Here is a 26,345-nt window from a genome sequence, read left to right as displayed (position 1 = left end):
TAAGTCACTAGGTAATAGACTAGGGGGATAATATTGAGTAAGGATAACAAACATGGAAAAGTATCAAGCAGTACATTCACGTAAAAAAGCACTTACAGGACTTAGTTTATTAGCACTGAGCGCTTTTGCTATAATCGGTTGTGATCAACAAACAAAGCCGACTGAAAATACAGAGCAAGCAAAATCAATATCGACTCTAACTACCCAAGTTAGCTACAAAGATCGCAGTATGCTTCGCCCCGGTTCACAGTTAATAGTTACGCTTTCGGATGTATCTAAAATGGATGTAAAAGCAGATATAATAACCCAAGAAGTGATTGATATTACCCAAGCCCCACCATTTACTGTAGAGCTAACTTATGATGCCAGTAAAGTTAACGATAAACACCGCTATAGCCTAAGCGCCAGAATCATAAATAAAGACAAAGTACTTTACACAAGTACCACAAATAACGACCCATTTAGAGAGTCACAGCTAACTGGCCCTTATAAAATTGAGCTTTCAAAAGTATCCGTTGAAAAGCCAGACGTAACGCTTACAAACACGTACTGGAAAGCAATAACAATCAATGCTCAAACAGTAAATGTTACAACTAAAGAGCCGTTTATTCAGTTCGATAAAGACTACCGTGTTAATGGCTTTTTAGGCTGTAATAATTTTAGCGGAAGTTATAGCACTGAGCAGCACACAATTACACTTAGTCAATTAGCGAGTACAAAAAAGATGTGTTCGGAGAATATGGACCAAGAGGCAGCTATGTCTAACGTACTTAACAATACTTCAAAGTGGGAAATTACAGGCGAGTCACTGAAACTTAAAAACAACAGCGGTAATACGCTTGCTACTTTTAACGCAGTTTATTTTAATTAATATTTAGCTCCCTAATATATGTGTTACCTAACACATTCGTATTGATTTTAAATAAAATGCCCAGCAAAGCTGGGCATTTTATCATTCATTGTAAGCACTATTTAAAGCTACTCATCAACGAGTTGTTCACTTCTGTAAAAACCACTTGGCTCACTTAACAAATCAACAAGTTCAGGCATTATTGCATCCATTGTTTGCTTTAGCTTCCATGGAGGGTTAATCACAATCATGCCAGATGCTGTCATGCCGTGTACGTCAGTGTCCGCTTCAGTGCCTAATTCAAATAGCTGAATGTTGCGCATTCCTGAATCAATTAAGCCCTGCTCCATATTATCAATGCGCTCTCTGTCTACTACCGGATACCAAATCATATAAGTACCTGTAGCAAAACGCTGATGAGCTTTAACTAAGGTTTTTACAACCGTTTCGTAGTCATCTTTAATTTCGTACGGAGGGTCAATTAACACACACGCTCTGCGAGATGCTGGTGGTAATAATCCTACTAAGCCGGTAAAGCCATCTTCTCCGCGCACACGAATGGAGCGCTTACCTTGCATATTTTCTTCAAGTAATAATAAATCACGCGGGTGCAGTTCAAAAAACCAACCCTTATCTTGGCGGCGCAAGTAATGCTCTGCAATTTTTGGTGAACCCGGATAAAATGCAAGTTCGTCAGTGTCGTTAAATGACTTAATTAATTCAATGTACTCATTAAGCTCAGCATGTTCACTTTTATGTTGCCAAAGTTTTTCAATACCATCTTGATACTCTTGCGTTTTTTGCGCATCAGCAGCTGCCAGTTCAAAAAAGCCAGCACCTGAATGCGTGTCTATATAATCAAGCGGTTTATCTTTAATTGTTTGGTAATTTAGTACTTGTGCCAGTACTAAATGTTTAAGTACATCGGCAGGATTACCCGCATGAAATGAGTGTCTGTAACTAAGCATTATTTATTTTCGCCATACGCAATTTAATATCGTAAGTGAACCATAAGCACTAGGCTTTGGCAACTCACACCAAGATAAGAGAGTGTTAAAGTGAACCATTTCTGAATGAAAAAGCTCATATGCTGAATTATCCCTTAACGCAGAAGAAAAATCAGCTAAAACCACCGTAAATGCTGGCAAATCAACACACTTTGCTTTACATTTGCATGACATTAATTACAGTTATATGAGCGCCTTTATGAACAACACTACTCTTCAACAACTCGAACAACTGATCGATTCTTTAATCGAACGTAATAATCAATTACAAACAGATGTTGCTACTTTAAAAGAACAGAACACTAAACTAAGTGATGAAAACGAATTACTACAGCTTGAAGCTTTAGAAAATGAAGAAAAGCAAAAAGATGCCAGCACTACTTTATCTGGTCTTCTTGATAAATTACAAAGCGCACAACAGGCTAGCTAATGTCTGAGCTGCAAAACCAGCGGGTCACTGTTGAGTTGCTAGGTAAAGAGCAGCAATTTGCTTGCCCCGAAGGGCAGGAAGATGCATTAATAGCAGCAGCTAAAAATCTAAATGACTTAGTTGAGCAAATGAAACAACGCTCAACCGTTAGAAACGATCAAAAAGCCCTACTAATGGCAGCATTAAACTTAAGCCACGAATTGCTAGAAGCAAAAACACAGGCTACAGTTGAACAACAGCATCAAGACCAATTGATTGATAAACTCAGTCAGCATTTGGCAAATGACCCCAAACACCAAAAATAAAAAGCGCATACTGCGCTTTTTGTTTATTATTAAAGTAATTAAACCTCAGCGTAGAGATAATAAATGAAGTTAAAATTTTCAAACACAACCTCTTCATGTAAGCACTTACTATTGGCATGCACTTTACTATCAATAGCACCTAGCACCTACGCTGCCGTTATTTGGAATACAATAAACCCTCATATTCAGTTTTTAAAGCAACAAGACAAGCTTCGCTTTTACGACTCTAACCAAGTATTAATTGAAGGCGAAAAATGTGCCCTACTGGTTGATACGAGTGCCAATTTTGCTGCAGTTGAACAACTTGCTGAAGATTTAAAAAAACGTCTTAAAACACCTTTATGCTATTTGGTTGCCACGCATTACCATGACGATCACTTGCTCGGTATGGCGGTTATGCAAAATTTTTATCCTGATGCCAAGCTCGTTGTTCATCAGCAAGTAAATAAAAATTTTAGCCTTTACCAAACAGCATATACCGACAAACTAGACACCTATGAAAAGAGCATTGAGCTGAGCTACCAACGATTAGCGAATGTACCCAAAGAAGAGCAACCTAAATGGCGTGATAAGTTAAAGCTTGCAAAAAAGCGACTTTTTCGCTGGCAGGAGTATCAGCTTAGCAAACCCGAAATAGTCATTAATAGTCGTAAAATTATCGACCTTGGTGGTTTTGAGGTAACGCTTGAGCCGCAGCAAGCCCATACTAACGGTGATTTAACTATTACTACTAATAACGGCAGTGTGCTGATTGGTGGCGATATCGTTGACTGGCTTCCTTACCCTGGACACGGTGAACTTAAAAGTTGGCAAACGTTGCTTAAGCAATATATTAACGACGAAAAGCTCACTATTATTATACCTGGCCACGGCGGCACATTAACAAAAGAGCAGCTGAAACAGCCACTATCATTTTTAACAGCCATAACAGAGCACGTTAAAAACAATAAAGATCAAAGTATTGAGCAGTTAATGCTATCGTTTCCTGAATCAGTTATTGAGCCTTATAAACAAGAAGCGCTTAATATAAAATCGAGCAACTTCTTTTTACAAGCTGGCCTAAATCGCGCAAAAAGCGCAGAATAACTCAACACAACGGATTGTGTTAAAATAATAAAAGGAATTTACAAAAGTGATCACTATGCGCAGTTTGGTTTTATGTTGTTTGGGTATTTTGTTATTTGGTTGTCAATCAACGGAGCAAGAACCACAAGACGCTCCACAAATATTTACTCATTTTGAGCCTGACTATACTTATGATATTGACGAGGAAGTAGCTCAAACGCCTCAAGTTAATGAGCCAGTTACGCCACTTCAATTCAAAAAAACAATCGTAAAAAAGCGCCCACCAAAAACCACCGATCTGTGGGTGCATATAGCCAATAATCTACACTTTACGATTTATCAAAATCGCGCTTTAAAAAAGCGTATCAGCTGGTATGCAAAGCAACCTAACTACTTACAAACGGTGAGCAAACGCGCAGCGCCTTACCTGTATCACATCGTAAAAAAAATTGAGCAAAAGCAATTACCTATGGAGCTCGCATTACTACCATTTGTAGAAAGCGATTTTAGACCAACAATAGCCTCATCACAGCAAGCTGTTGGTGTTTGGCAGTTAGTTGGCGCAACGGCGCATCACTTTGGTGTTAAGTCAGACCAATGGTATGACGGGCGCCAAGACGTACTTGCTTCAACCGATGCTGCACTTAATTACTTAAGTTACTTACATAAACGCTTTGATGGTAATTGGCTACATGCTTTGGCCGCTTATAATAGTGGTGAAGGCCGTGTTAAACGTGCAATCGAAAAAAACAAAAAACGCGGTAAAAGCACCGATTACTGGTCGCTCAGTCTGCCAAAAGAAACTGCTGACTATGTACCCAAATTACTCGCTTTAAGTTATTTAGTTAAACATCCACAAAAGGGCATTAAACGCCCAAAGCTAGCATATAAACCATTTACAACACAGATGAACATAGGCCAGCAGTTCGACTTTTCAGTCATTGCCAAGCTCTCTGGTATAGGTTCAAAGCAGTTACATGCTATTAATGAGGGATATTTAAAAAATCAAAGCTCACCTAACGGGCCGCATACTTTACTGCTGCCTATAGGGCAAGAAGCATTATTAAAAAGTCAGTTCTTCAAATCAAACTTTGCTGGAGAGTACATCGTTAAACAAAACGATACGCTTTACAGTATCGCCAGGCGTTTTAGTATGTCTGTAAAAGCTTTGAAACAACTTAATAATAAAAATAATAATTTAATAGGTGTTGGAGAAAAGTTATTAGTTGGGCAACCTAAAACTCTGCCAAGCACATTAACTGTTGATTACAAAATCAGCCCTTATTTAGAACACCAAGAGATTGCGATTCCCACCATTGAAATAGATTACGAAGTTAAGTCAGGCGATAGCCTTTGGAGTATAAGTCAGCTTTACGATGTACCTCATAGCGACTTGGCAAAATGGAACAAACTCTCTGCATCGAGCATTTTAAAGCCTGGCACTCAATTAGTACTGTTTATACCACAGGCTGAAAAGCAAAAAGCAGCCCCAACAAAAAAAGATTTTCTGCTAAATTTACAAAAAACACTAAATCAGCCACGTTAAGTTTATAAACAAGTATATTTCGCGTAAAATTGCGCCCTAACATAGTTATTATTTGAAGAGACAAGCATGCAAATTAGCAAAAATTCAGCAGTTGAATTTCATTACACCCTTAGCGAAGCGGGCGAGCAAATTGAAAGTAGCACAAACGAAGCGCCACTTACTTACATTCATGGCAGCGAAGGCATGCTTCCTGGTTTAGAAAAAGCACTTGAAGGCAAAGAAGCTGGCGAAAAATTTAGTGTAACTCTAGAGCCAAGTGAATCGTACGGCGAGCGTGTTGATGACTTAATTCAACGTATTCCGCTTAAGCACCTACAAGGCGACGTTAAAGTATGGAAACCAGGTATGACAGCAATGGTTAGCTCTAACCAAGGTCGTCATCAGGTTACTATTGTTAAGGTTGGTCGTTTTAACGCAGATTGTGATTTAAACCACCCATTTGCGGGCAAAACACTAACGTTTGACGTTGAAGTTGTATCTGTACGTGAAGCAACAAGTGAAGAAGTTTCTCACGGACATGTGCACGCTGAAGGCGGCTGCGGTCACTCTCACTAGTTAGCAATAAAGGAAGTAAGTATGTCTAAAGTTGCAGTAGTTACAGGTGGTACAAAAGGAATTGGTCTAGCCGTTGTAAAGCGTTTGCTAAGTAATGGCTATAAAGTACATAACCTTGATATAGAGCCAAGCGAAACTGGTATATTTCATCAGTGTGATGTAAGTGATGTATCGGCGGTACAAAGCTGCATCAACGCTATCTGTGAACAAAGTAAACGTATTGATGTACTTGTTTCTAATGCTGGAAAACACTTAAGCGCAAATATAGAAAGCACCGACGAGCAAACTCTCGATGCACTTTTTGCGCTTAATGTTAAAGGCGCGTATGCCGCAGTACAAAGCGTATTGCCAAGCATGAAAGCGCAAAATAGCGGCGCTATTATATTAGTCGCATCCGATCAAGCAATTATAGGTAAGCAAAACTCTTTTGCGTATAACCTAACAAAACATGCCCTTGCCTCAATGGCCAAAACAACGGCGCTTGATTACGCGAGCTTTAATATTAGAGTAAATGCGGTATGCCCTGGCACAATAGAAACCCCGCTATTTCATAACGCGATAGATGCGTACTGCGCAAAAAGTGGCGCAAACAAAGCTGAAATAGTTGCCGAGGAAGCAAGTCTGCAACCGCTTAACCGATTAGGTCAAGCCGACGAAGTTGCTGCCCTTGTGAGCTTTTTAGCAAGCGACGATGCCAGCTTTATTACTGGTAGCTTACAAAGTATTGATGGCGGCTATACAGCCCAATGAGCATGCAAATTATTGACCCTCATGTGCATTTTTTTAATCTTGCCGAGGGGCAATATACTTGGCTACAAGGCGAAAACCCACCAGCATGGCCTAACCTAGAAAAAATTAAACAACCAATAAGTGCAAAGCAACTTGTTAAAAGTACTGATTTTGAACTTGCGGGTATTGTGCACATTGAGGCTGGGTTTGATAATCAATCACCTATAAACGAGTTAAACTGGCTAAGCTCGCATTTAAAAAACCTTTCATTTAAGGCTATTAGTTACAACCAAATTGATGCGCCCGCAGAGCAATTTAATCACGCGCTAAATGCACTGGCTCATTCAAGCCTTTGTGGTATAAGAGATATAACCGAAGACGATGATGCAGTGAGACTAAAAAGCCCTCATTGTATTAATAACCTTAATTTATTGGCTACAAATAAACTGCATTTTGAAGCTCAATTTGATATTGAAAATAGCGAAATAACCAAACAAATAGCTTACTACGCTAAGCAGCTACCGCAGCTTCAAATTATAATTAATCATGCAGGACTGCCAAGTAATTTAAATGACTGGCAACAAGGTGCTGAGTTACTTGCTCAGCACGACAACATAGCAATTAAATTCTCTGGTTTTGAATTACTTAGGCTCACCAGTGAGCAACAAGCCGCGTGTTTTAATATTCTTTTTAATCACTTTGGCCAGCAGCGTATTATGTTTGCTAGCAACTTCCCTGTGTGCCAAATAAATACAAGCTACAGCAACCTATGGCACTGCCATAAGGCGTTATGCTCAAACGATAAGACATGGCATAACCTTAGCTATGCAAACGCTAAGCACTACTACCAAGTTTAAGTAAAACTAGTTATATTAAACTCTCTTTTTATAATAATACGGCCAATTTATGAAAATGTACTTTTTACTAATCGTTGTATTTTCTGCGTTTTTTCTCAATGGCTGCATATCTCAAAATCCAGACCCTACACCTAAGCTGCAACATGCTCTACTGGCAAAGCCAAATAAAACAGCCGTTAGCAAAGCAATTAAAACACTTGTACATATACAAGAAACTCAATTAGCTGAGAATGTATTTACTACCAGCAGCACAGTAACCCTTAGCAATGTGGATGGTAATAATATTATCGACACGCAAAGTCGCAATACACCCGATCAGTTTGAATTGATGATTAAAGGCAAGCAATGCTATATACGCCACCTTGATAGTAAAGCCACTATTGAGCTTAAAGACGTAGAATGTAAAATTAACGAGTTATAACAAGCTTTACTTCCCCCTAAATAAGCAAAAGCCGGTAAGTGACTAATCACTTACCGGCTTTTGCTTTTTAATGCATGACCTAAAGTTAGGTTAAAAGGCTATTATTTTATTTCTACGCGTTGAGAACGCATAACAATCTCATCATTTAATTCAATACCCAACCCTGGCTCTTCTGACACTTCAAAGAAACCATTTTTAGGTTGTGGGTCTTGTAAACATAACTCGCGGTTCCACTTTTTAATCGCATAAGTGTGGTGCTCATGAATCAAAAAGTTAGGGATAGCCGTTTCTAAGTGTAGTGATGCTGCTGTTGCAACAGGCCCGCCACATACGTGAGCTTGAATACGCACATCAAAAATATCAGCATAATCACATACTTTTTTAGTTTCGGTAAAGCCACCACATAAACCAATATCAGGTTGCAGAACATCAATACTTTGATCTTCTAAGTACGGGCGCACACCCCAGCGATTATACAAACGTTCACCACCAGCAATTGGCACATTAACTTTATCTGCTACTTTTGCATGCAATGAATGGTTTAAATAGTTAACTGGCTCTTCAAAGTACATACAGTCAAATTCTTCTGCAATTTCACCCAACTGAATGGCTGTTGTCACGCCTGGTAAACTGTGGCATTCAAAAATAATGTCTACTTCGTCGCCTACTGCTTCGCGAATAGCTTGCATGCGCGCACGGTATAGCTTCATTTCGGTACGTGAAATTATCTTTGTACGATCGTAATAAGTATTGCCGTCTTTATCGTACTGAATTGGATCTACTTTTACTGCATCGTAACCTTCGGCCATCGCCTTTAAAGCCGCTTCTGCATATTCTTGCGGTTGTACTAGGGCTTTAAATTCGCTATCCCAGTCAAACTGTAATTGCGATGCGTAAGTGCGTAGTTTGTCGTTAACTTTACCGCCTAATAACTGGTATACAGGTAAACCAAGCGCTTTACCTTTTATATCCCAAAGTGCGGTATCAATTGCGCTCATTGCAGCATATACAACAGGTCCGCCGCCTAAACCCCAAAAGCTCTCACGTAACATACGAGACCATAGTTTTTCTGTTTGAAATGGGTCGTGGCCGATTAAAAAGGCGTCGGCCATTTCTTTAATCATAGCCGCTGCAGCACTGTGACCTAAATCGTATGCAAGGCCCGCTTCGCCAACACCACTAATACCTTCGTCAGTATGAATTCGTACAAACACAGGTGTCCAAGAAGGTCTATCAGGACAGTGAATATCAAATACTTCAACGCGATTTACTTTCATTAAAATTCCTTATTAACCGCTATGGGTTATTTTGCAAAACTAGGGTCAAGTCGATACGCTTTACGTAACATTGCAGGCCACGCAAGTTGCCCGCCGGTGCTGCCACTGTGTACTACGTTTGCTTGATTATAAATATTGTCGATTATAGGTTGCGGTACTTCAATCACCTCTTGCGAGCTTGATTGTAGCGCTAGTTGAATTTCACACGCTCGCTGTAAATCATAAAAGCGCATAAACGCATCGCCTACCGTTGGGCCTACTGTTAAGCCACCATGATTCACCAATAACATATGGTTAGTGCTGCCCAAATCATCTTGCAGCACTTTTCGCTCGTCGTCGTTTACTGCAAGCCCTTCGTAACCATGATAAGAAAGCGATGGCAGTGAAAACATTGAATATTGGCTAAGCGGTAATAAACCATTTTTTTGTGTGGCGACTGCGATTGTTTCTTTGGTATGAAGGTGAATAACACAATGAGCGTCTTCGCGTACCTCGTGAATCGCACTGTGAATAGTAAAACCAGCTGGATTAATACTAAATGGCGTATCGTCAATAATGTTGCCGTCTAAGTCGACCTTTACTAAATTAGAGGCTGTTACTTCATCAAAGGTTAAACCAAACGCATTCACTAAGTAGTGGTCGGTGCCAGGCAAACGTGCTGATAAATGCGTATAGATTAAATCCCCCCAACGAAAGTGCTCTACCAGTCTATAACACGCGGCTAAATCAACACGAAGTTGCCACTCTTGTGCTGATACTTTATTTTTTAAATCGAGTTGGGGTAAATCAAACATAATGAGCCTTATAAAAACGTACATTATTAACCTGTACGAACAGATGTTTAGAAGTCTAAAGCAGTCTCTATTTTATAGCAAACACCAAACAAAACAGCCACACTATTGTGTGGCTGTTTATAAAACTAAAATACCAATTGCATTAAAATGGTATAACTGCGTAAATTATTTTACGTTAGCTAGGTAATCTGCAATTGCCTCAAACTCTTCATCAGTTACCGTTGCAACCATTGCTTTCATAGCCATGGTCATACCGTTATTACGTGCACCTGACTTAATATCTTTCATTTGCGCTACTAAATAGTCTTTGTTTTGACCGTTTAGTTTAGGGTACATACCCATAATTGGTGCTTTACCTTCAGCGCCATGACAAGTTTGACAATTCTTAGCGGTATAAAGTGCAGCGCCATCGGCAGCTGCTGCATTAAACGAGAAGCTTGCGGCTAAAGTAATACCCGCGCCTAATAGTAGTGTTTTCATCTTGCTCATTGTATTTACTCTTCTTTTTTGACGGTTAGAAAAACTGTTCTATTGATTGTAGTAAACAATCAAATAAAAAGCATACGTACGAAACGACGCTAGACGATCAACTTAACCAAAAACCGCTAACTCGTTTCTATCTCACTTTTATATACTTTAGCAAATAAAAATGAGCTTACCCTTAATAACTATTACCACACTATATCATCTGGTACTTCAAAGTCTGCGTATGGGTCATCTTCATCTTTTGGTTTGTTTTCTGGCTCTACATGAAAAACAATATACTTTTCGTCAACTTCAGCCACTTTGCGTGCTGGTTCGTCGTCTAATACGTAAAATTGCCCTTCTAGTACACAAATAGCTAAACGACCGCCCGATAACGCTTTTTGCGTTTTCTCGTTCACGTCGATATTTTTTACTTTGTTTTGATAAGTAAAATTAAATGTGCGCTCACCACGAATAGCATCTTGGTTGTGGTGTTCTAAAATTTGTTTAACACGCGCTTCTTGTTCGCGCTGCTTTAAGCTCACTTGGCGTGTTTGGTTAAGCTCTTCAGCTTTTTTTTGCTGCTCTAGCTTGGTTTGTTGAATATGCTTTTGCAGATCACTTGGGTTGCTAGTAGCCCCTTTCTTTTGCTTTTTTTGTTGCTTACGCTTTTCTGATTTAGCAACTTTAGCATTATGCGATGTTGTTAATCCTGCTTGAAGCAATTGGTCTTGTAATGAACCCATGACTTTGTTCCACTAAAAACTAATATTATCGCTATTTTAATCACCAACGAGTTCAAATAACAGCGCTATCGACATTAATCTAGCAAACTAGTTAAAACAAACCATGATATAGCGCAATGACTATGGTTTTAATTATGAATTAAAAGCAATTTTTAATACAATACCACGCAACCAATCAGCAAATGCACAAGCCATATAATGCGTTTACCTCATCTACTCGTTTGCTCGGTATTTATATTTTTTGTGCTTTATGCACCGCAACCCCTACTTAGCCTTTTTGCGAGCGAATTTAATGTAGCACCTGCGGTAGCTGGCAGCTTAATGACTGCAACTATGCTGCCCTTAGCCATTGCCCCGCTCGTTTATGGTTTATTTTTAGCAAAAATAAATCCACTACTTATATTACGTATTGCAATGGTGCTTTTAGGCCTTAGCTGCTTACTTTTTGTTTATGTACCTAGCTTTGAGCTTTTATTATTAGTCAGATTTTTACAGGGTTTAACGCTCCCCGCAGCTTTAACAGCAATGACTAGCTATATAGGCATGAGTTATAGCGCTGATACACTTCAAAAAAATATGACCCTATATATTGGTAGCAGTATAGTTGGTGGTTACTTTGGACGTGTGCTTGCCGCTTTGTTTAGCGACTTATGGAATTGGCAGAGCTTTTATTACGTAATTGCTTTTATGCTTCTTTGCTTAGCTTTGACAGTTAAGCATTCCCGCTTTACAAACCCAGCTAAACAGTCGCAGCTCTCCCCACTCGATTACATTAAACAACTTAAAGAAGGCGCTGTACTTAAAGTTTACGGCGCCGTTTTTTGTATGTTTTTTTGTTTCGCTGCACTGCTTAATTACTTACCGTTTATATTACAAAACACGTTTTTAATTACCAATACTCGTGACATAGGTTTAGTTTACAGTGGTTATTTAATTGGTGCCCTCGCCTCTATTGCTGCACCTTGGTTACTTAAAAAAGTCCCTTCGCCTTGGCACTTATTAACTGCGGTATTTAGTTTTTATAGTGTGAGTATTATTTTATTAATGAGCCATCAGCTTAGCTTATTTTTAATCGCATTTACTTTGTTTTGTGGTGCTATGTTTGTGATTCATTCAACTGCCGCACCGCTCGTTAATAAAATAAGTAAAGCCCCACCAAGTGTAACCAATGGCGGATATGTATCGTTTTATTACAGTGGTGGCGCATTGGGGTCGTTATTACCCGGTGTGGTATACCAACATCATGGGCAAACAGCGTTTATGTTTACGCTGCTTGCGGTTTGCTTATGTGGTTTATCGTTAATTATGTGGGCTTATTTTGAGGGTAAAAATACAACGCGCGGTTGATGCTTTGTGTAATTAAAAAATGTTTCTAAATCAGCTTTACTAAGCAACCATGTTTGGGTGTTTTCAAACGGATGACAATGAAACAAATCACCGTGCCAAATATCTTGGTCAACCCATAAGCTCACTTCGTTTTGCTTATCATTTAAAAGAGCCAACATAGATACACACCCAGGAGCCACTTTTAAATATTTAGCTAGCCGCTCACTCGATGCGAACCCTAAGCGTGAAAGCCCTTGTTGCTTTGATAGTGCCTTTAAGTCGAGCTGCTTATTGTGCGCTGTAATAACTAAAAAGTGTCGCTTGCCTTCGTTATCGCGTAAAAATAGGTTTTTAAGACGAGTACCTGGGCGCTCAATCATAAACTCATCTGCCGCTAAGCTAGTATGTAGCGGCGGATGCTCTATTACATCATAGTTAATATCTAGGTGCGCCAAAAGCTCTGCTAACTTAGTTTTATCAGCCAACATATTACAAACAACGCCCTCTTAGTTGTACACTCAAATCTCGCCATAAAACATCATTAACTTCATGCTTGTTGTCGCAATACTTACGATCTTTTAGCTCCTGATTTAATAATTCAACTGCTTGGTCTTCTAGCTGTAACTTCAGAATGCTCGACTCTTCAAAATGCTCTTTCTCTATATACTGCTTAACCTCACCACGACTTGGTCTCTTATTAGAACCACGGTCAAGGTTAAAGTTTTCACGATGCTTAGCTTTTACCGAAACAACATAAGCAAAAAGCTTATTGCCTTGATCATCTTGCTTTTCGTGAAACTGTTTATTATTTATTTCAAAAGGCGGCTCATCATTTGAGGCACAGCCAGCGAGTAAAACCATAAGCGCTAGAACACATTTTTTCATTGTTTTTTATCGTTTTAGTTTTGAATTAAGCCGAGTCTAACAAAAATTGACGTAAACAGTGAAAATTTACGAAAAAATACTTGACCAAATTTATAAAAAAACTTAAAGTTCGTCCCGCTTGGAACTCAGCAGTCAAGCAGTTACATTATATGTAACTTAGGAATGTGGGGCTATAGCTCAGCTGGGAGAGCGCCTGCCTTGCACGCAGGAGGTCAGCAGTTCGATCCTGCTTAGCTCCACCACTTTCCTACTCCTTTTCAAATTCGTTCTACTCTTCTATTTTTCCACTGTTTTTATTATTTTTTGACACCCTAATATTCTAATTTTTCATTCTATATAATTTTAAATTTATCCATTCAACTTGTGTCTTTACAAGTTCTTAGCTATACATAATGTCACACATTAGTACTTTAGGCTTAACATGGACAACCCTAAGCGTTCAACGCTAAAAAAGCTAGCTGCAATAGGTTTAACAGCTGGTGCAATAACACATGCGCCTTATGTTTTTGCCCGAAAAAAAGTCACATTAAGAGTGCTTGGTACGCACGTAACACTCCAAGAGGCTATCCGCAAGCAAGCGATGAGTGACTTGGGTATTAATATAGAATTTACTCCCGCAGGCAGCGCTGCTGTTTTGCAAAAGGCATCAATGGACCCTAGCTCCTTTGATTTATACGAACAATGGTCAGACAGCATTAATGTGCTTTGGGATGCAGGTTCCATTCAGCCAATAGAAAAAAAACGACTCACCTACTTTAACGAGATAAATCCACTTACTAAAACGGGAAAACTAACCGAAACTGCAAGTATTGGTGCAGGTGATGCCCCCTATAAATTATTAAATGTTCAACCCGATGGCACATTAAGCGCACAAGAAAGCGATCATCTTAGCTTTTTACCTTATGTGCATAATGTTGACTCTTTTGGTTACAACACCGACTTTATTAAGCCCGGTATAGCATACGAAACAGAAAGCTGGAGTTGGCTGCTTGATGACGAGAACAGAGGTAAAGTAGCTATTGTAAATGCGCCTACCATTGGATTATTTGACCTAGCCCTAGCAGCACAAAGTAAAGGGCTTATAAAATTTAACAATATAGGTGCAATGACCCGCCCAGAACTTGATAGATTGTTTAGTATATTACTCGACTTTAAACGCCAAGGTCACTTTAGTGGCTATTGGAACTCGGTTCCTGAGTCGATTGAATTTATGAAAAGTAAACGAGCCCATATAGAAAGCATGTTTTCGCCTGCAGTTTCTGCATTAAACAGCCAAAATATTAATGTACGATTTGCCGCGCCAAAAGAAGGCTACCGAGGCTGGCATGGTGTTATGTGTTTATCGTCACAAATACAAAGTAGCGCAAAAGATGCAGCTTACGATTATATGAATTGGTGGCTTTCAGGCTGGCCTGGTGCATTTATTGCTCGCCAAGGTTATTACATTAGTAACCCGCAGCGCTCTAAACTACTCCTATCTCAGTCTGAATGGGATTACTGGTACGGTGGAAAAGCAACAAACATAGATTTATTAAATACCAATGGCGACGTAGCAGTAAAAGCAGGTGGGCAACGTAATGGCGGTAGTTACCATAAACGCTTTAGTAATGTAGCAGTGTGGAATACAGTTATGCCAACCTATGACTACAGCCTGCAAAAATGGTATGAGTTGATTAGCCGATAATGATAATAAACTCAATTAAATCAAAAATAATATTAGCTCTGTGTTCGCTGATTGGATTACTTCTTTTACAGAGCTATTTGTTTAACTATTCGCAAACGTCTTTACTTAACTTGCAAAAATCGCAACATAACGCGCTTATTCAAAGTGAAGCTGTAACTAACTTAGAAAACGATATTATTTCCCTGCAAGGGCATGCAGTTTCATTTATTGACAATGCAAATGAAAATACGATTACCAAATTTAATTTTTACTTAAATAAGGCAAATCTAAATCTCGAGCAGCTAAAAACAAACACTCAAAACCAGACCCCTGAGTATCAAAACTCACTAATACGCCTTGGCGAGTATTTAAGTAATTACCAAGATACATTTGGCCAAGTTGTCGTAAACAGACAAAAACGCGAACACCTTTACATTACTCAGTTCAAACAACCTATTGATGACTTACAAGTAACAATTAGTGATTTAGAAGGGTCTTCAAACAATGATAATAAAGTTATTTTTAACGATGTTTTACTCACAATAAGTAATTTAAAACATGCAATTATAAGCTACCTCTATAAACCTAATTTTGATGAAGCACAAAATGTAAAACAAAACTTAAATCACTTACATAAAAAACTAACGAGCACCTCTGTAATAAATGAATCCCTCTCCAATAAAACAACAAGCTTAAAACAAGCTTATAACCAACTTGTATTACTCACCCGTAGCTACACTTTTTCTGTAAATGTAGTGCTTACAGGCATAGAAAACGAATTGCTGTATTTAACTAATGAAATTAAAAACATAGAAAAAAATAAACTAATCAAAACAGAAGAGCTACTAAGTAGCCACTTAACAAAAAATACAGAACAGGCAAATATATTTGCCGTTTTAATTATGTTAATCATTTTATTTTTAAGCTATTTTATTTTTAGATCGGTTATAAAACCAATTACTCAGCTCACTTTATTACTTAAAGATATGAATAGCGAAAAGCCAGTAACTATTTCAAATAACAGCCAAAATCAAACTGAAATAGCATCGGTAATAAAAGCAGCTAACGCTTTATATTTAAAAAATAAGCAAACCAAAGAGCTACTCAATGAAACCCGCGTATTAAATTCCCAAATGGAAGCAATGAATGCCGACCTGACGAGTGCCATGGAGCAAACCGATAAAGCCAATAAAACAAAAATAGATTTTGTAGCCAATATGAGTCATGAACTTCGCACCCCAATGAATGGCATATTAGGTATGTTGCAACTTTTACAAAGCAGCGAGCTTCCCTCAAGGCAAAAACACTACGCAGATAAAGCTTTTTCAAGTGCTCAAAATTTATTGCAGATTTTAAACAATATTCTGGATTTTTCTAAGCTAGAATCGGAAAAAGTTCAGTTAGAGCAAATCCCTTTTACCTTACATACTATAGTTTCTAACGTTCAAAATTTATTCTCAACAAATGCCAAGCAAAAAGGTTTGTTATTAAACTTTACTTTACACGTTGATGCAGGGCTTGAACTTATTGGCGACCCAATGCACTTAAGCCAAATAATAAATAACTGTGTAGGTAACGCAATTAAGTTTACTGAGCATGGTGAAATATCATTAATTATAGAAGCGACATCTCAACACGAAAAAACAATAAACCTTCGCTTTAGTATAAAAGACACGGGTATTGGGATGACTGAAGAGCAATCAAAAATTATATTCCAGTCTTTCTCGCAAGGTGATTCAAGCACAACAAGAAAGTATGGTGGAACCGGTTTAGGACTCACTATAAGCAAACAATTAACTAAACTGCTTGGCGGAGATATACAAGTAAGGAGCACGATTAATCAAGGTAGCGAGTTTTTCTTCACTCTACCCTTTACCTTATCTGAGCAGCAAAAACTTAAAAAACATGCCCTATTAATTAGCCCCGATAATGAGCAAATTAAAAAATTAATGGACTTGCTAAGTGATATAAATATAACAACAGAAACCACACAAGAACCATTAAGAGCCATTGCTAAAATGGCTCAACCTAATAGCCCATTTAGTATTGTAATAATGTCGATAAAACAAAAAGAGCTCAAAGATAACTTTATATTACAACAACTGTATGCTCAAAATAAAAATACTAATGAAAAATTGACGCTTATTTTATTGATTACTGATGAAGAGTCTCCTGAGCCAATTGCGAAAAATGAAAGTATAGACATTACACTTATTGGTAATAAGAATAGTGAAGTAGAAATTTTAAGGAAGCTTTCACCTGATAATTTTAAAGAAAAGCAATTAAGGCCTCATCCTAAATTCTCGGGTTTTAATGCATTGGTGGTTGACGATAATAAGATTAACCAAGAAATAGCTTCTGCCCTTTTAGCAAGGTTAGATATGGCCGTGATCATTGCTAATGATGGACATGATGCATTAGGTAAAGTAGAGACAAATGACATTGATATTATTTTTATGGATGTTCAGATGCCAGTTATGGACGGCTTAGAGGCAACAAGTATATTAAGAGAGCGGGGCTACAAAACTCCCATAATTGCAATTACAGCAGCCGCAGATCCTAATGATAAAAAAGCAGCGTTTAGAGCGGGTATGGATGACTTTTTAGTAAAACCAATTATTTTTGATGCTCTTTTCGAAAGTATAGAAAAACACCTACAAAGTAACAAACCATTAAATACAATTAATCTGCAGCTGGCAAAAGACAACGTAGAAAACAATGATGAATTGTTAGCTAAATTATTTACTCAGTTTGTCAACGATTACAATGACTTTTCAACTAAAGCTGATATATTAATCAAAAATGGAGAGTTAGAAAGCTTAATTCGACTAGTACATACACTTAAAGGATTGGCCGGAACATTAGGCTTGGAGCTACTGCAACAAAGCACGCAAAGTATTGAGAAAAACTTAATAGGTGAGAAGAGTATTAACTTATCTAGCTTTAATGAGCAATTAACTCTTACACTTTTTGCTGTAAAACAATTTTTGATAGCTGAGGGCTTTAAAAAAGAGCATAAGCAACTAAATCAGTTAGAAAACGAAGACTCGGTTATTGATAATATATACTCATTAGCATTAACGGCTCGCCCTGTACCTAGCAGTTTGATTAGACAGCTAGAAATGGATCAATATGATAGAGGACACTCTTTATTTAAGCTCAAAGAAGCAATTGATCATTTTAACTACGCGTTAGTGATTGAGCTTATTGATAAGTATAAAAACGATAATAAAAATTAGGCATAACCACTAACCTGAACTAGATTTAATATTGTAAAGAACGCAGAGAAGGACAGATAGTGCATTCAAATTACCTCGCAAACAGTAATGGATTAACCACAGAACAAAAGCATAAACCTTTAATTCTTATTGTTGATGACGAACCTAGTAATTTACACGTATTAGTTGAAGGGCTTTTAACGGACTACGATGTACGTATTTCGACTAGTGGTGAACAAGCATTAGTATTTGTTGAGTCAACTCGCCCTGATTTGATTTTATTAGACATAATGATGCCTGGCATGGACGGCTACGAAGTATGCAATATACTCAAAGCGAAACAAAATACTAAAGGGATCCCTGTTATATTTGTCACTGCGCTTACCGAAGAAGAGTCTGAAGAAAAAGGCTTTGCAATGGGCGCTATTGACTACATTCATAAGCCTTACAAATTAGCACTGGTAAGAGCGCGTATTCGCACGCATATAACAGCTCAAGGGATGTTAGACCGTCTCATTGAAAAAAACTTTGACCTACACGATAAGCTTCTCGAAATAGAATCTCTAGCACAAGAACTAACCCAACGAGAAGAAGAATTAAAGCTACTTTCCTCTAAGCAACAGTTGTTTTATCAAGCTTTAACAGGCACTGCTGACGGTGTAGTAATAACTGATAGCGATGGTAAAATAATTGCCGTTAACCCTTCTTTTTGTCGAATTACAGGATACTGTGAAGCTGACTCTTTAAAAATGCAATTGCACGATATAAAGAAAAACAATCATCCTAGTATTAGTTTTGATCAGGTGTGGGAGCATGCTAACAAAGCCGGTTACTGGAGTGGCGAACTTGTTACAAGACGAAAAAATGGCGAACTATATCCAGAGCTTTTAACACTAACAATGGTTAAAGGTGAGCAAGATACTAACGTACACTACATTGGTGTATTTAGTGATATATCGAGTGTTAAAATAACTCAAGAGCGTATTGATTATTTAACATGGCATGATGAGCTAACAGGTTTACCTAATCGAAATGGCTTTTTAAAGCAATTAGAGCAACAGCTTCAAACCTGCAATACGGATAAAACCTACGCTTATATTTATATTATTGATATTGATAGCTTTCACTCAATAAATGATGGTTTAGGGCTCCTTGCAGGAGATAATATACTTAAAGATCTTACTAAACGTATTCATACTCATATTGATAAAAAAGATGTTATTGCCCGTTTAGGGAGCGATGAATTTGCAACACTGTGCATTGTAGATAAAGGAGTTGGTCGTGCTAGAGCACAAATAATTGCAGAACGAAAAGCTCAAGAGTTACTCATAGCAATAAATCACCCATTTATATTTAATGATCAAGAAGTAAGCTTAACGGTAAGTATTGGCACGTATATTTTTCCGCGTGAGGATCAATGGGAAAGTGCTATAGAAACAATTAGAAATTGTGAAGCGGCCTGCTACAAAGCAAAAGAAAAAGGCGGTAACAGAATCACCTTTTTCGATACTTCATTTGGCGAGCAAGCAAAGCGCCGCTTCGAAATAGAGCAAGATTTACGCAAAGCAATTGCACAAAATGAGTTGTCTCTGTATTTGCAATCGCAATTTGATCGCAATCAAGAACTTAAAGGTGCTGAGGTTTTATTAAGATGGGAGCATCCCCAAAAAGGCTTTATTAGCCCTGGTGAGTTTATATCTATAGCTGAAGAGTCAGATATAATTTATGACTTAGATTGCTGGGTGACTACAAATGCGCTAGAAATATTAACGCAACTTAGTAAAACTCACCCTGAGTTAAACCTATCAATTAATGTAAGTGGTAGGCACTTTCATGAAGCGCGTTTTTTAAGCTTTATTAGCCAACAAATAAAGCAACATAGCATTAATCCTCAGCAACTCACTATTGAGATAATTGAAGGGACATTGCTTAATCATATGGAAGCGGCTATTGAGGCTGTTCACTGTCTCAAGAAACTAGGTATTAGGGTATCTATTGATGACTTTGGTACTGGGTATTCGAGTTTAACTTATCTAAAACAATTACCTATACAAGAACTAAAAATTGACCGCTCTTTTGTATTGGAAGCACCGACTGATAATAACGATAAGTTAATTATTGATATGATTGTAAGCTTAGGCCGTTTATTCGAGTTAGAGATTGTAGCTGAAGGCGTAGAGAACCAATCCCATTTTGATTTATTGCAGGAATATCCAGAAGTTATTCTTCAAGGCTACTATTTACATAGACCTGAACCTGCAAGCGATTGGCTTGATAAATTAAAATAACCGTTGCGTAATTTACAAACTAAAAAGCCGAGCATGAATATGCTCGGCTTTTTATGGACTTAATTTTTGCAGTTACTCGCGAACTTGGCCAACTCCATTAACTAAATACTTTTCTGTCGTTAGTGATTCGAGGCCCATAGGACCGTATGCATGTAGCTTGGAAGTAGCTATTCCAATCTCTGCACCTAGGCCCAATTGTGAGCCATCAGAAAAACGAGACGATGCGTTAACCATTACTACAGAAGCATCAACACTACGTTGGAATAACTCTGCAGCAGCTTCATTTTTAGTACAAATTACTTCTGTATGGTTTGATCCAAACTGTGCAATGTGTTCAACCGCTGCCGTAAAGTTTGGTACAACGCGAATAGCGATTTCTAGGTCTAGATATTCTTCACCAAATTCGTTATCAGCTAGGACTGTTGCGTTATCAAAGTATTTAGCTGCAAAGCTGTCAGCATTTATTTTTACACCTTCTTGGCGTAATACAACTGCACACAAATTTAAAAACTCATCCGCCACATCTTGATGCACAACTAAACCTTCTAGTGCATTACAAACACCGGTACGCTGGGTTTTACCGTTAAGCAGTAAGTTAAGCGCAATTTCTAGGTCGGCATCTTTATCTACATATAGATGACAAACGCCTTTGTAATGCTGAATTACTGGGATCGTACTGTTTTCAGTAACAAAGTTAATTAAACCCTCGCCGCCGCGTGGAATGATTAAATCAATGCTTTCGCGTTGCTGCATCAGTTCCATTAACAGCGCACGGTCTGGATCTGGAATCACTGAAATAAGTGATACCGGTAAGTTGTGCTTCTCAAGTACGCTGTGCATTACACTTGCGATAGCTTGTGAACTTTTAAGTGCTTCTTTGCCGCCACGTAAAATTACGCCATTACCTGATTTAAAACATAATGCACCAGCGTCTGCTGTCACATTCGGGCGTGCTTCGTAAATCATACATACAACACCAAGAGGTACTCGCATTTTGCGAATTTTAATACCATTTGGGCGCTCAGTAATATCACGTAGCTGACCAACAGGATCATCTAGGCTTACTATTACTTCAATGCCTTCTGCCATTGCTTCAATGCGCTCATCGTTTAGCGTTAAGCGGTCTATCATTGAGGCTGCTAAGTTATTGTCGCGTGCTGCGCTTAGGTCACTCTCGTTTTCTTTGATTATAAATGCTTTTTGCTCTCTTAGTGCCGCTGCCATTTCAACTAGTACTTGATTTTTAGTCTCGGTGTCGAGTAAAGCAAGTGTATGGGCAGCTTTAGCTGTCTGGCGTGAAATGTCCGTAATTAAGCTCATGACTTCTCCAATAATGCGATATGTTTTTCAGATATAACTGGTCCAATTGAATCCTGCATTTTTTCGCTGAATTCACTCTGTTCGTTGTCTGCAATAAAGTTTAACAAACAGCTACTATAATTTGCGGTCGCTTTAGCTAAACGCGTACCGTCTTCACTACGTACTAAAATAGTATCACCAACAGCAAATTCACCATGGACTTCCATGATTTCGTCACCACGAATACAGCCGCTTTCCCCTTCCAGGGATTCATCAAATGATCCATCAACAACAACTTCACCTTGCTCGTTTGCTGTGTGTGTCATCCAATGCACAGAATCCTGCATCGGTTTTTCGTACGGTAAAAATACGCTACCAGGATTTTCCCCAGCTAGCAATTTCGTAAATGTTTCTTCTTTAAAGCCGTTTATAATATAAGTTGCTATACCATGTGACGTTGCTTTTTCTGCCGCTTCTATTTTAGTTTTCATACCACCAGTACCAACGGCACTTGTAGCACATCCTGCCATAGCATAAATAGATTCATCAATTGATTTTATTTCAGGCAGTAACACCGCATCATCATGTAAGTTAGGGTTTTTATCATATAGCCCGTCAACATCTGAGAATATTAATAAAGCATCAGCGTCGGCAGCTGCTGCAACCATTGCTGATAAGTTATCGTTATCACCCACTCTTAAGTCGTCGGTAGTTACAGCATCATTTTCATTAATGATAGGAAGTACACCATGCTCAAGTAAAGTAAACACTGTTTCACGAATACTTTGGTAACGCTCTCGATCACGTAAATCACCGTGCGTTAATAATAGCTGCGCAGATGGAAAGTCAAAAAAGCGGTCCCACATGGCGATCATTTCTGTTTGACCTGCTGCTGCCATTGCTTTTTTCATCACCACAGAACGAGGTTTGTCTGAAGGGAATAAATGCGCGCCAGCAGCTACAGAACCCGATGATACTAAAATCACCTCGATTCCACGGGCACGACAACGAACAATGAACTGTGCGATGGTTAATATGTAACGCGAACGGCAGCCATCTTGATCTGGTGCAATTAATGCACTACCTACTTTAAGTACGATACGTCGCCAATTTAACTTTTGCATAAATGCTCAACTTTCCATTTTATCTGCGCTCACCTTAATTAGACGAGCTAAAACTAAGTAGCTAGGTTTAAAACATAGCTTCGAATTTGTCTTTCATTTAGGCAACACTTTTTTACACACACGCGAAAACCATATCTAAAACAATAAGCTTAGATTTAAGGTTAAGTATAAAGTAGCAACAACCCAATAATATCGAGCAGCACTAATCAAAAAATTTAAAAGTGTTGTTTATGCATCGCTGTAAAAAGCTGTGTGTGGCTTTTTTATTAACAACATACATAGAGCCTCTAAAGTCTGATACACCAACAGATAGGGTGAAGACCAAAGGACCGAGATTTAACCGCCACGATGGGGGTTAAACATTGAAAGTAATAGTTCAACTCAAACCTTTATTTACTTAAATAATTAAATAAACTTGTTTAGCAAAACCATACCAAGAGTTCGGCAAATGAAATTATGTAGTGTTCGAATACTAGTAACACCACTAATGCATGATTATAAAGATTAAAAATGACGTTAAGATTAACAAACCACTTTTACTTCCAATAAACTTCATTAGATAACTAATTATTAGAACACAAAGCATATTACACTAAATACCCCTTAAAAATCAAGGTTAAAATTCGAGCGAAGCTAATTCCTCCTCGTTTGTGGTGTTAGATTGTTATTAAAATTCAACCAATTAAACAATTAATACAGCCTAAAATAAGGCGGCTTAACACGCGCAAAATAATTTAAGCCTACTAATCTTCTATAAGCAGCTAAAATTGATTAGTAATATTTGAATTTCCCGTGTATACCCCTGTATTAATAATTAACAAAAGTTATACTTTCTAAACAAACCGTCATAAATAAGGAATTCTTAATCTATGTCAGCAATTTACATAGCCGGTATCGCACTTTGCTCTGTGCTTGCCCAATGGGTCGCGTGGGCTTTTAGAGTGCCCGCTATTCTTTTCTTATTGCTTACTGGTCTTTTACTTGGGCCATTTAGTGGTGTTTTAGACCCTGATGCATTGTTAGGTGATTTACTGTTTCCAGTTGTATCACTAAGTGTTGCCATCATTTTATTTGAAGGATCCTTAACTCTGCATTTCAGAGAGCTAAAAGGAATCGGAAAAGTTGTAAGAAACCTTTGCTCCATCGGCATGCTTACTACCTGTATTATTATTAGCCTCAGCGCCTATTGGTTGCTTGAACTTAATTGGCGTGTAGCTGCGGTATTAGGTGCAGTGCTAGTTGTAACAGGCCCTACTGTTATAGCACCGCTATTAAACTCAATGCGCCCAACACAAGACATTGACCGCATACTTCGATGGGAAGGTATTGTAATAGACCCGATCGGCGCATTATTCGCTGTATTAGTATTTGAAGCCGTAATGCTGGTAGGCCAAGGCGAAGTATTTAGCCACACTATTATTGCTTTAGTTAAAACCCTAGGTGTTGGATTAAGTATTGGTGTTGCTGCTGGTTGGTTAACAACACTATTAATGCGCCGCGAGTGGCTACCATTTGAATTACATAAGTTTGGTATATTGGCATTAGTACTCATTAGTTTTTCTGTATCAAACTATTTAAGCCATGAATCAGGCCTATTAGCAGTGACTGTATTTGGTATTTGGCTTGCTAACCAAGACGATTTAGAAATAGATTCTGTACTTGAGTTCAAAGAAGACTTGTCGATGATATTAATATCAACGCTGTTTATTTTACTTGCAGCACGCTTACAGCTCTCTGATTTAATGATGCTCGACAGCGATGTATTTATATTTTTAGCTATCGTGCTTTTTGTTGCTCGGCCACTGTGTATTGCTATTTCGACCTTTGGTACTGACTTACCAATGAAGTCTCGTTTGGTACTTGCCTGGATAGCTCCACGCGGTATAGTCGCCGCAGCCGTTGGGTCGGTATTTGCGCTTAGCATGATGGAGTCTGGTGTTGCGGATGCTGAAAAAATGGTACCTCTTATATTTACAGTAATTATAATTACCGTTGTACTACAGAGCTTAACCGCCATTCCTGTCGCCAAGCTATTAGGTGTACGCCAGCCATCGCCAAATACAATATTAATTATTGGTGCAAACCATGTATCGCGTGCAATCGGCCGAGGCTTACAAGAGCAAAACATTCCGGTTCACCTGTCAGATCCTGCATGGGAAAACTGCAGAATGGCACGTATGGATGGTTTAGCTTGTTATTATGGTAACCCGCAATCAGAGCATGCTGAACGCTACTTACCTCTAACAACGATTCGTAGTGTATTAGCATTATCGCCAAATCGTCATCATAATGCGTTAGGTGTTCAATACTTTTCGCATTTACTTAATGAGAAAAATGTATTTTCGCTACGCTCATCAACGTCGCATGCAAAAGCAAATAAAGACAGCGCAACGTTTTTATCTAGACAAATACTGTTTGGAGACGAAGGCTCGTATGCACGTTTAAGCAGTATTATAGCTAAAGGCGGTAAGGTTAGTTCAACACGTATCTCGGATGAGTTTAGCTGGGAACAATACTTAGAAATGAACCCTGAGGCTATCCCTTTATTTATTCTCAAAGGTGATAAAGACAGTGATGACGATACACCAATTAAGCTAAGACCGTTTACAATCAACATGGAAAAACCGCCGCAAGAAGGCGAACGCGTTGTTGCTTTACAGCCGCCTAAAATGTCAGTTTTAAAAGACCCGCAAACAAAGACTAAAGAAGACAGTTAAATACTTTTACAGTCTGTAAAAACTAAAAAACCCTAACTTAAAAAGTTAGGGTTTTGTTTTTAACAGCCATTAAATAGGAAGGCGAGCTCGAGCAACCACACTATCTGGCATTTTTTGCGCTAACTTAGTCAGCGCTCGCTCAATTTTTCTATGAGTCGCTTTATCTGCCACCATAGAATTAAATAGCCAACGATAGGCATCTTCAAAATCACGCGGGCTGCCATAACCATCATTAAATAATTTAACTAAACGTAGTTGTGCTTTTAAATTGCCTTGCGACGAGGCTTCACGCAAATAGGTAATTGCCATTGCTTTATCTTGCTGAACTAAGCGACCAGTGTCGTAGTATCGTCCCAATTGCTCTAGCGCTGCCGCTAAGCCTTGCTCAGCTGCTTTTCGCATGTAATACACACCTAACTCTACATTGCGATCAACGCACACGTTATAAGCCAGCATATCGCCGTATAAAAATTGATAAGACGGCAATGCCATTTTATTGGCTCGTGCTTCTATATCTTGCACCAACTGGCAATCATCTGCCTTTACGCGCGCTAAATGCGTATTTTTATTTATTAACGCAATTAGCTCTGATTCTGTATATAGCGGCACAGCAGCAGGGCTTTCTGTAGCTAAGCTGTTGGTTGCTATAAATAAAGACAGCGGTATTAACGAAAGCCTTAGTACGCAATTACGATTAAATAAACGCATGTTCACCACTTATATAAATAAACTTATTAAATAATATACAAAGATCGTTCCAAGGTGAATTTTAGACACA

General features: G+C 38.4%; 24 protein-coding genes and 1 tRNA gene. 15 read left to right on the top strand and 10 right to left on the bottom strand.

Features of this window, described 5'->3' with window-relative positions:
* Positions 1 to 52: 52 nt before the first annotated feature.
* A complete protein-coding gene (locus tag H5118_RS04470) occupies positions 53 to 871 on the top strand; it encodes an META domain-containing protein (RefSeq protein ID WP_182747927.1) in 819 nt (272 codons plus the stop codon).
* Positions 872 to 978: 107 nt separating this feature from the next.
* Here the strand turns inward: H5118_RS04470 and H5118_RS04465 are convergent, their stop codons facing one another.
* Positions 979 to 1,818 carry a 23S rRNA (adenine(2030)-N(6))-methyltransferase RlmJ gene (locus tag H5118_RS04465; RefSeq protein WP_182671457.1) on the bottom strand — a complete coding sequence of 280 codons (840 nt, stop codon included), beginning with the start codon at positions 1,816 to 1,818 and terminating at the stop codon, positions 979 to 981.
* 238 nt (positions 1,819 to 2,056) lie between these two features.
* Between H5118_RS04465 and zapB the strand changes: the two genes are divergently transcribed.
* The 8 genes from zapB (at position 2,057) to H5118_RS04425 (ending at position 7,765) form a co-directional block, all read left to right on the top strand.
* Positions 2,057 to 2,287 carry a cell division protein ZapB gene (gene zapB / locus H5118_RS04460; protein ID WP_002957855.1) on the top strand — a complete coding sequence of 77 codons (231 nt, stop codon included), beginning with the start codon at positions 2,057 to 2,059 and terminating at the stop codon, positions 2,285 to 2,287.
* The gene (locus H5118_RS04455; RefSeq protein ID WP_002957856.1) at positions 2,287 to 2,592 is read left to right on the top strand and encodes a cell division protein ZapA; all 306 of its coding nucleotides are present in this window, start codon (positions 2,287 to 2,289) and stop codon (positions 2,590 to 2,592) included. Before zapB ends, H5118_RS04455 begins: the two co-directional genes overlap by 1 nt.
* A 63-nt stretch (positions 2,593 to 2,655) precedes the next feature.
* A complete protein-coding gene (locus H5118_RS04450) occupies positions 2,656 to 3,678 on the top strand; it encodes an MBL fold metallo-hydrolase (RefSeq protein ID WP_182747926.1) in 1,023 nt (340 codons plus the stop codon).
* Between the two features lie 55 nt (positions 3,679 to 3,733).
* Entirely contained in the window at positions 3,734 to 5,203 is a 1,470-nt protein-coding gene (locus H5118_RS04445; protein WP_182747924.1) for a LysM peptidoglycan-binding domain-containing protein, read from the top strand.
* A gap of 66 nt (positions 5,204 to 5,269) precedes the next feature.
* Positions 5,270 to 5,758 carry a peptidylprolyl isomerase gene (locus H5118_RS04440; protein WP_002957860.1) on the top strand — a complete coding sequence of 163 codons (489 nt, stop codon included), beginning with the start codon at positions 5,270 to 5,272 and terminating at the stop codon, positions 5,756 to 5,758.
* A gap of 21 nt (positions 5,759 to 5,779) precedes the next feature.
* Positions 5,780 to 6,508 (top strand): SDR family NAD(P)-dependent oxidoreductase, encoded by a 729-nt coding sequence (locus tag H5118_RS04435; RefSeq protein WP_024595817.1) that lies wholly within the window; start codon positions 5,780 to 5,782, stop codon positions 6,506 to 6,508.
* Positions 6,505 to 7,344: an amidohydrolase gene (locus H5118_RS04430; RefSeq protein ID WP_182747923.1), complete on the top strand. Its 840-nt coding sequence runs from the start codon at positions 6,505 to 6,507 to the stop codon at positions 7,342 to 7,344. The genes H5118_RS04435 and H5118_RS04430 overlap by 4 nt, the downstream gene beginning before the upstream one ends.
* Before the next feature lie 49 nt (positions 7,345 to 7,393).
* Positions 7,394 to 7,765: a hypothetical protein gene (locus tag H5118_RS04425; protein ID WP_182720363.1), complete on the top strand. Its 372-nt coding sequence runs from the start codon at positions 7,394 to 7,396 to the stop codon at positions 7,763 to 7,765.
* 101 nt (positions 7,766 to 7,866) lie between these two features.
* Here the strand turns inward: H5118_RS04425 and H5118_RS04420 are convergent, their stop codons facing one another.
* The 4 genes from H5118_RS04420 to H5118_RS04405 all read right to left on the bottom strand — a co-directional run bounded on the left by H5118_RS04420 (position 7,867) and on the right by H5118_RS04405 (position 11,047).
* Positions 7,867 to 9,042 carry a mandelate racemase/muconate lactonizing enzyme family protein gene (locus H5118_RS04420; protein ID WP_007375956.1) on the bottom strand — a complete coding sequence of 392 codons (1,176 nt, stop codon included), beginning with the start codon at positions 9,040 to 9,042 and terminating at the stop codon, positions 7,867 to 7,869.
* A 26-nt stretch (positions 9,043 to 9,068) separates the two neighbouring features.
* Complete coding sequence (locus H5118_RS04415; RefSeq protein WP_010554363.1) at positions 9,069 to 9,836, bottom strand: class II aldolase/adducin family protein; 768 nt, start codon at positions 9,834 to 9,836, stop codon at positions 9,069 to 9,071.
* 165 nt (positions 9,837 to 10,001) lie between these two features.
* A complete protein-coding gene (locus H5118_RS04410) occupies positions 10,002 to 10,325 on the bottom strand; it encodes a c-type cytochrome (RefSeq protein ID WP_002957866.1) in 324 nt (107 codons plus the stop codon).
* 182 nt (positions 10,326 to 10,507) lie between these two features.
* Positions 10,508 to 11,047, bottom strand: coding sequence for a DUF2058 domain-containing protein (locus H5118_RS04405; RefSeq protein ID WP_002957867.1), 540 nt, complete (start codon positions 11,045 to 11,047; stop codon positions 10,508 to 10,510).
* Positions 11,048 to 11,245: 198 nt separating this feature from the next.
* On the opposite strand from H5118_RS04405, the gene H5118_RS04400 reads away from it, so the two are divergent.
* Complete coding sequence (locus H5118_RS04400; RefSeq protein WP_154903603.1) at positions 11,246 to 12,394, top strand: MFS transporter; 1,149 nt, start codon at positions 11,246 to 11,248, stop codon at positions 12,392 to 12,394.
* On the opposite strand, the gene H5118_RS04395 is transcribed toward H5118_RS04400, so the two are convergent.
* Complete coding sequence (locus H5118_RS04395) at positions 12,361 to 12,861, bottom strand: prolyl-tRNA synthetase associated domain-containing protein (RefSeq protein ID WP_154903604.1); 501 nt, start codon at positions 12,859 to 12,861, stop codon at positions 12,361 to 12,363. The two genes, H5118_RS04400 and H5118_RS04395, sit on opposite strands and share 34 nt — an antisense overlap.
* Position 12,862: 1 nt before the next feature.
* The gene (locus H5118_RS04390) at positions 12,863 to 13,258 is read right to left on the bottom strand and encodes a hypothetical protein (protein ID WP_182694033.1); all 396 of its coding nucleotides are present in this window, start codon (positions 13,256 to 13,258) and stop codon (positions 12,863 to 12,865) included.
* Positions 13,259 to 13,424: 166 nt separating this feature from the next.
* On the opposite strand from H5118_RS04390, the gene H5118_RS04385 reads away from it, so the two are divergent.
* From H5118_RS04385 to H5118_RS04370, 4 genes are all read left to right on the top strand, one after another.
* Positions 13,425 to 13,500, top strand: a tRNA-Ala gene (locus H5118_RS04385).
* Positions 13,501 to 13,679: 179 nt separating this feature from the next.
* A complete protein-coding gene (locus H5118_RS04380) occupies positions 13,680 to 14,942 on the top strand; it encodes a PotD/PotF family extracellular solute-binding protein (protein ID WP_182747922.1) in 1,263 nt (420 codons plus the stop codon).
* The gene (locus H5118_RS04375) at positions 14,942 to 18,160 is read left to right on the top strand and encodes an ATP-binding protein (RefSeq protein ID WP_182747921.1); all 3,219 of its coding nucleotides are present in this window, start codon (positions 14,942 to 14,944) and stop codon (positions 18,158 to 18,160) included. The genes H5118_RS04380 and H5118_RS04375 overlap by 1 nt, the downstream gene beginning before the upstream one ends.
* Positions 18,161 to 18,219: 59 nt before the next feature.
* Positions 18,220 to 20,427 (top strand): EAL domain-containing protein, encoded by a 2,208-nt coding sequence (locus H5118_RS04370; RefSeq protein WP_182720359.1) that lies wholly within the window; start codon positions 18,220 to 18,222, stop codon positions 20,425 to 20,427.
* A 72-nt stretch (positions 20,428 to 20,499) separates the two neighbouring features.
* On the opposite strand, the gene H5118_RS04365 is transcribed toward H5118_RS04370, so the two are convergent.
* Complete coding sequence (locus H5118_RS04365; protein ID WP_182712017.1) at positions 20,500 to 21,747, bottom strand: glutamate-5-semialdehyde dehydrogenase; 1,248 nt, start codon at positions 21,745 to 21,747, stop codon at positions 20,500 to 20,502.
* On the bottom strand, positions 21,744 to 22,850 hold the full coding sequence (proB, locus tag H5118_RS04360) for a glutamate 5-kinase (RefSeq protein WP_024600220.1): 1,107 nt from the start codon (positions 22,848 to 22,850) through the stop codon (positions 21,744 to 21,746). The genes H5118_RS04365 and proB overlap by 4 nt, the downstream gene beginning before the upstream one ends.
* An 869-nt stretch (positions 22,851 to 23,719) precedes the next feature.
* Between proB and H5118_RS04355 the strand changes: the two genes are divergently transcribed.
* Positions 23,720 to 25,567: a sodium:proton antiporter gene (locus tag H5118_RS04355; protein ID WP_182712016.1), complete on the top strand. Its 1,848-nt coding sequence runs from the start codon at positions 23,720 to 23,722 to the stop codon at positions 25,565 to 25,567.
* A gap of 69 nt (positions 25,568 to 25,636) precedes the next feature.
* On the opposite strand, the gene H5118_RS04350 is transcribed toward H5118_RS04355, so the two are convergent.
* The gene (locus H5118_RS04350; protein ID WP_039489024.1) at positions 25,637 to 26,275 is read right to left on the bottom strand and encodes a tetratricopeptide repeat protein; all 639 of its coding nucleotides are present in this window, start codon (positions 26,273 to 26,275) and stop codon (positions 25,637 to 25,639) included.
* Positions 26,276 to 26,345 lie beyond the last annotated feature (70 nt).

The sequence above is a fragment of the Pseudoalteromonas sp. SR41-1 genome (genome assembly GCF_014164015.1).
Taxonomy (GTDB): domain Bacteria; phylum Pseudomonadota; class Gammaproteobacteria; order Enterobacterales; family Alteromonadaceae; genus Pseudoalteromonas; species Pseudoalteromonas distincta.
The sequence above is the reverse complement of the archived record's forward strand: the minus strand, read 5'-3'. Positions and strand labels throughout refer to the sequence as shown.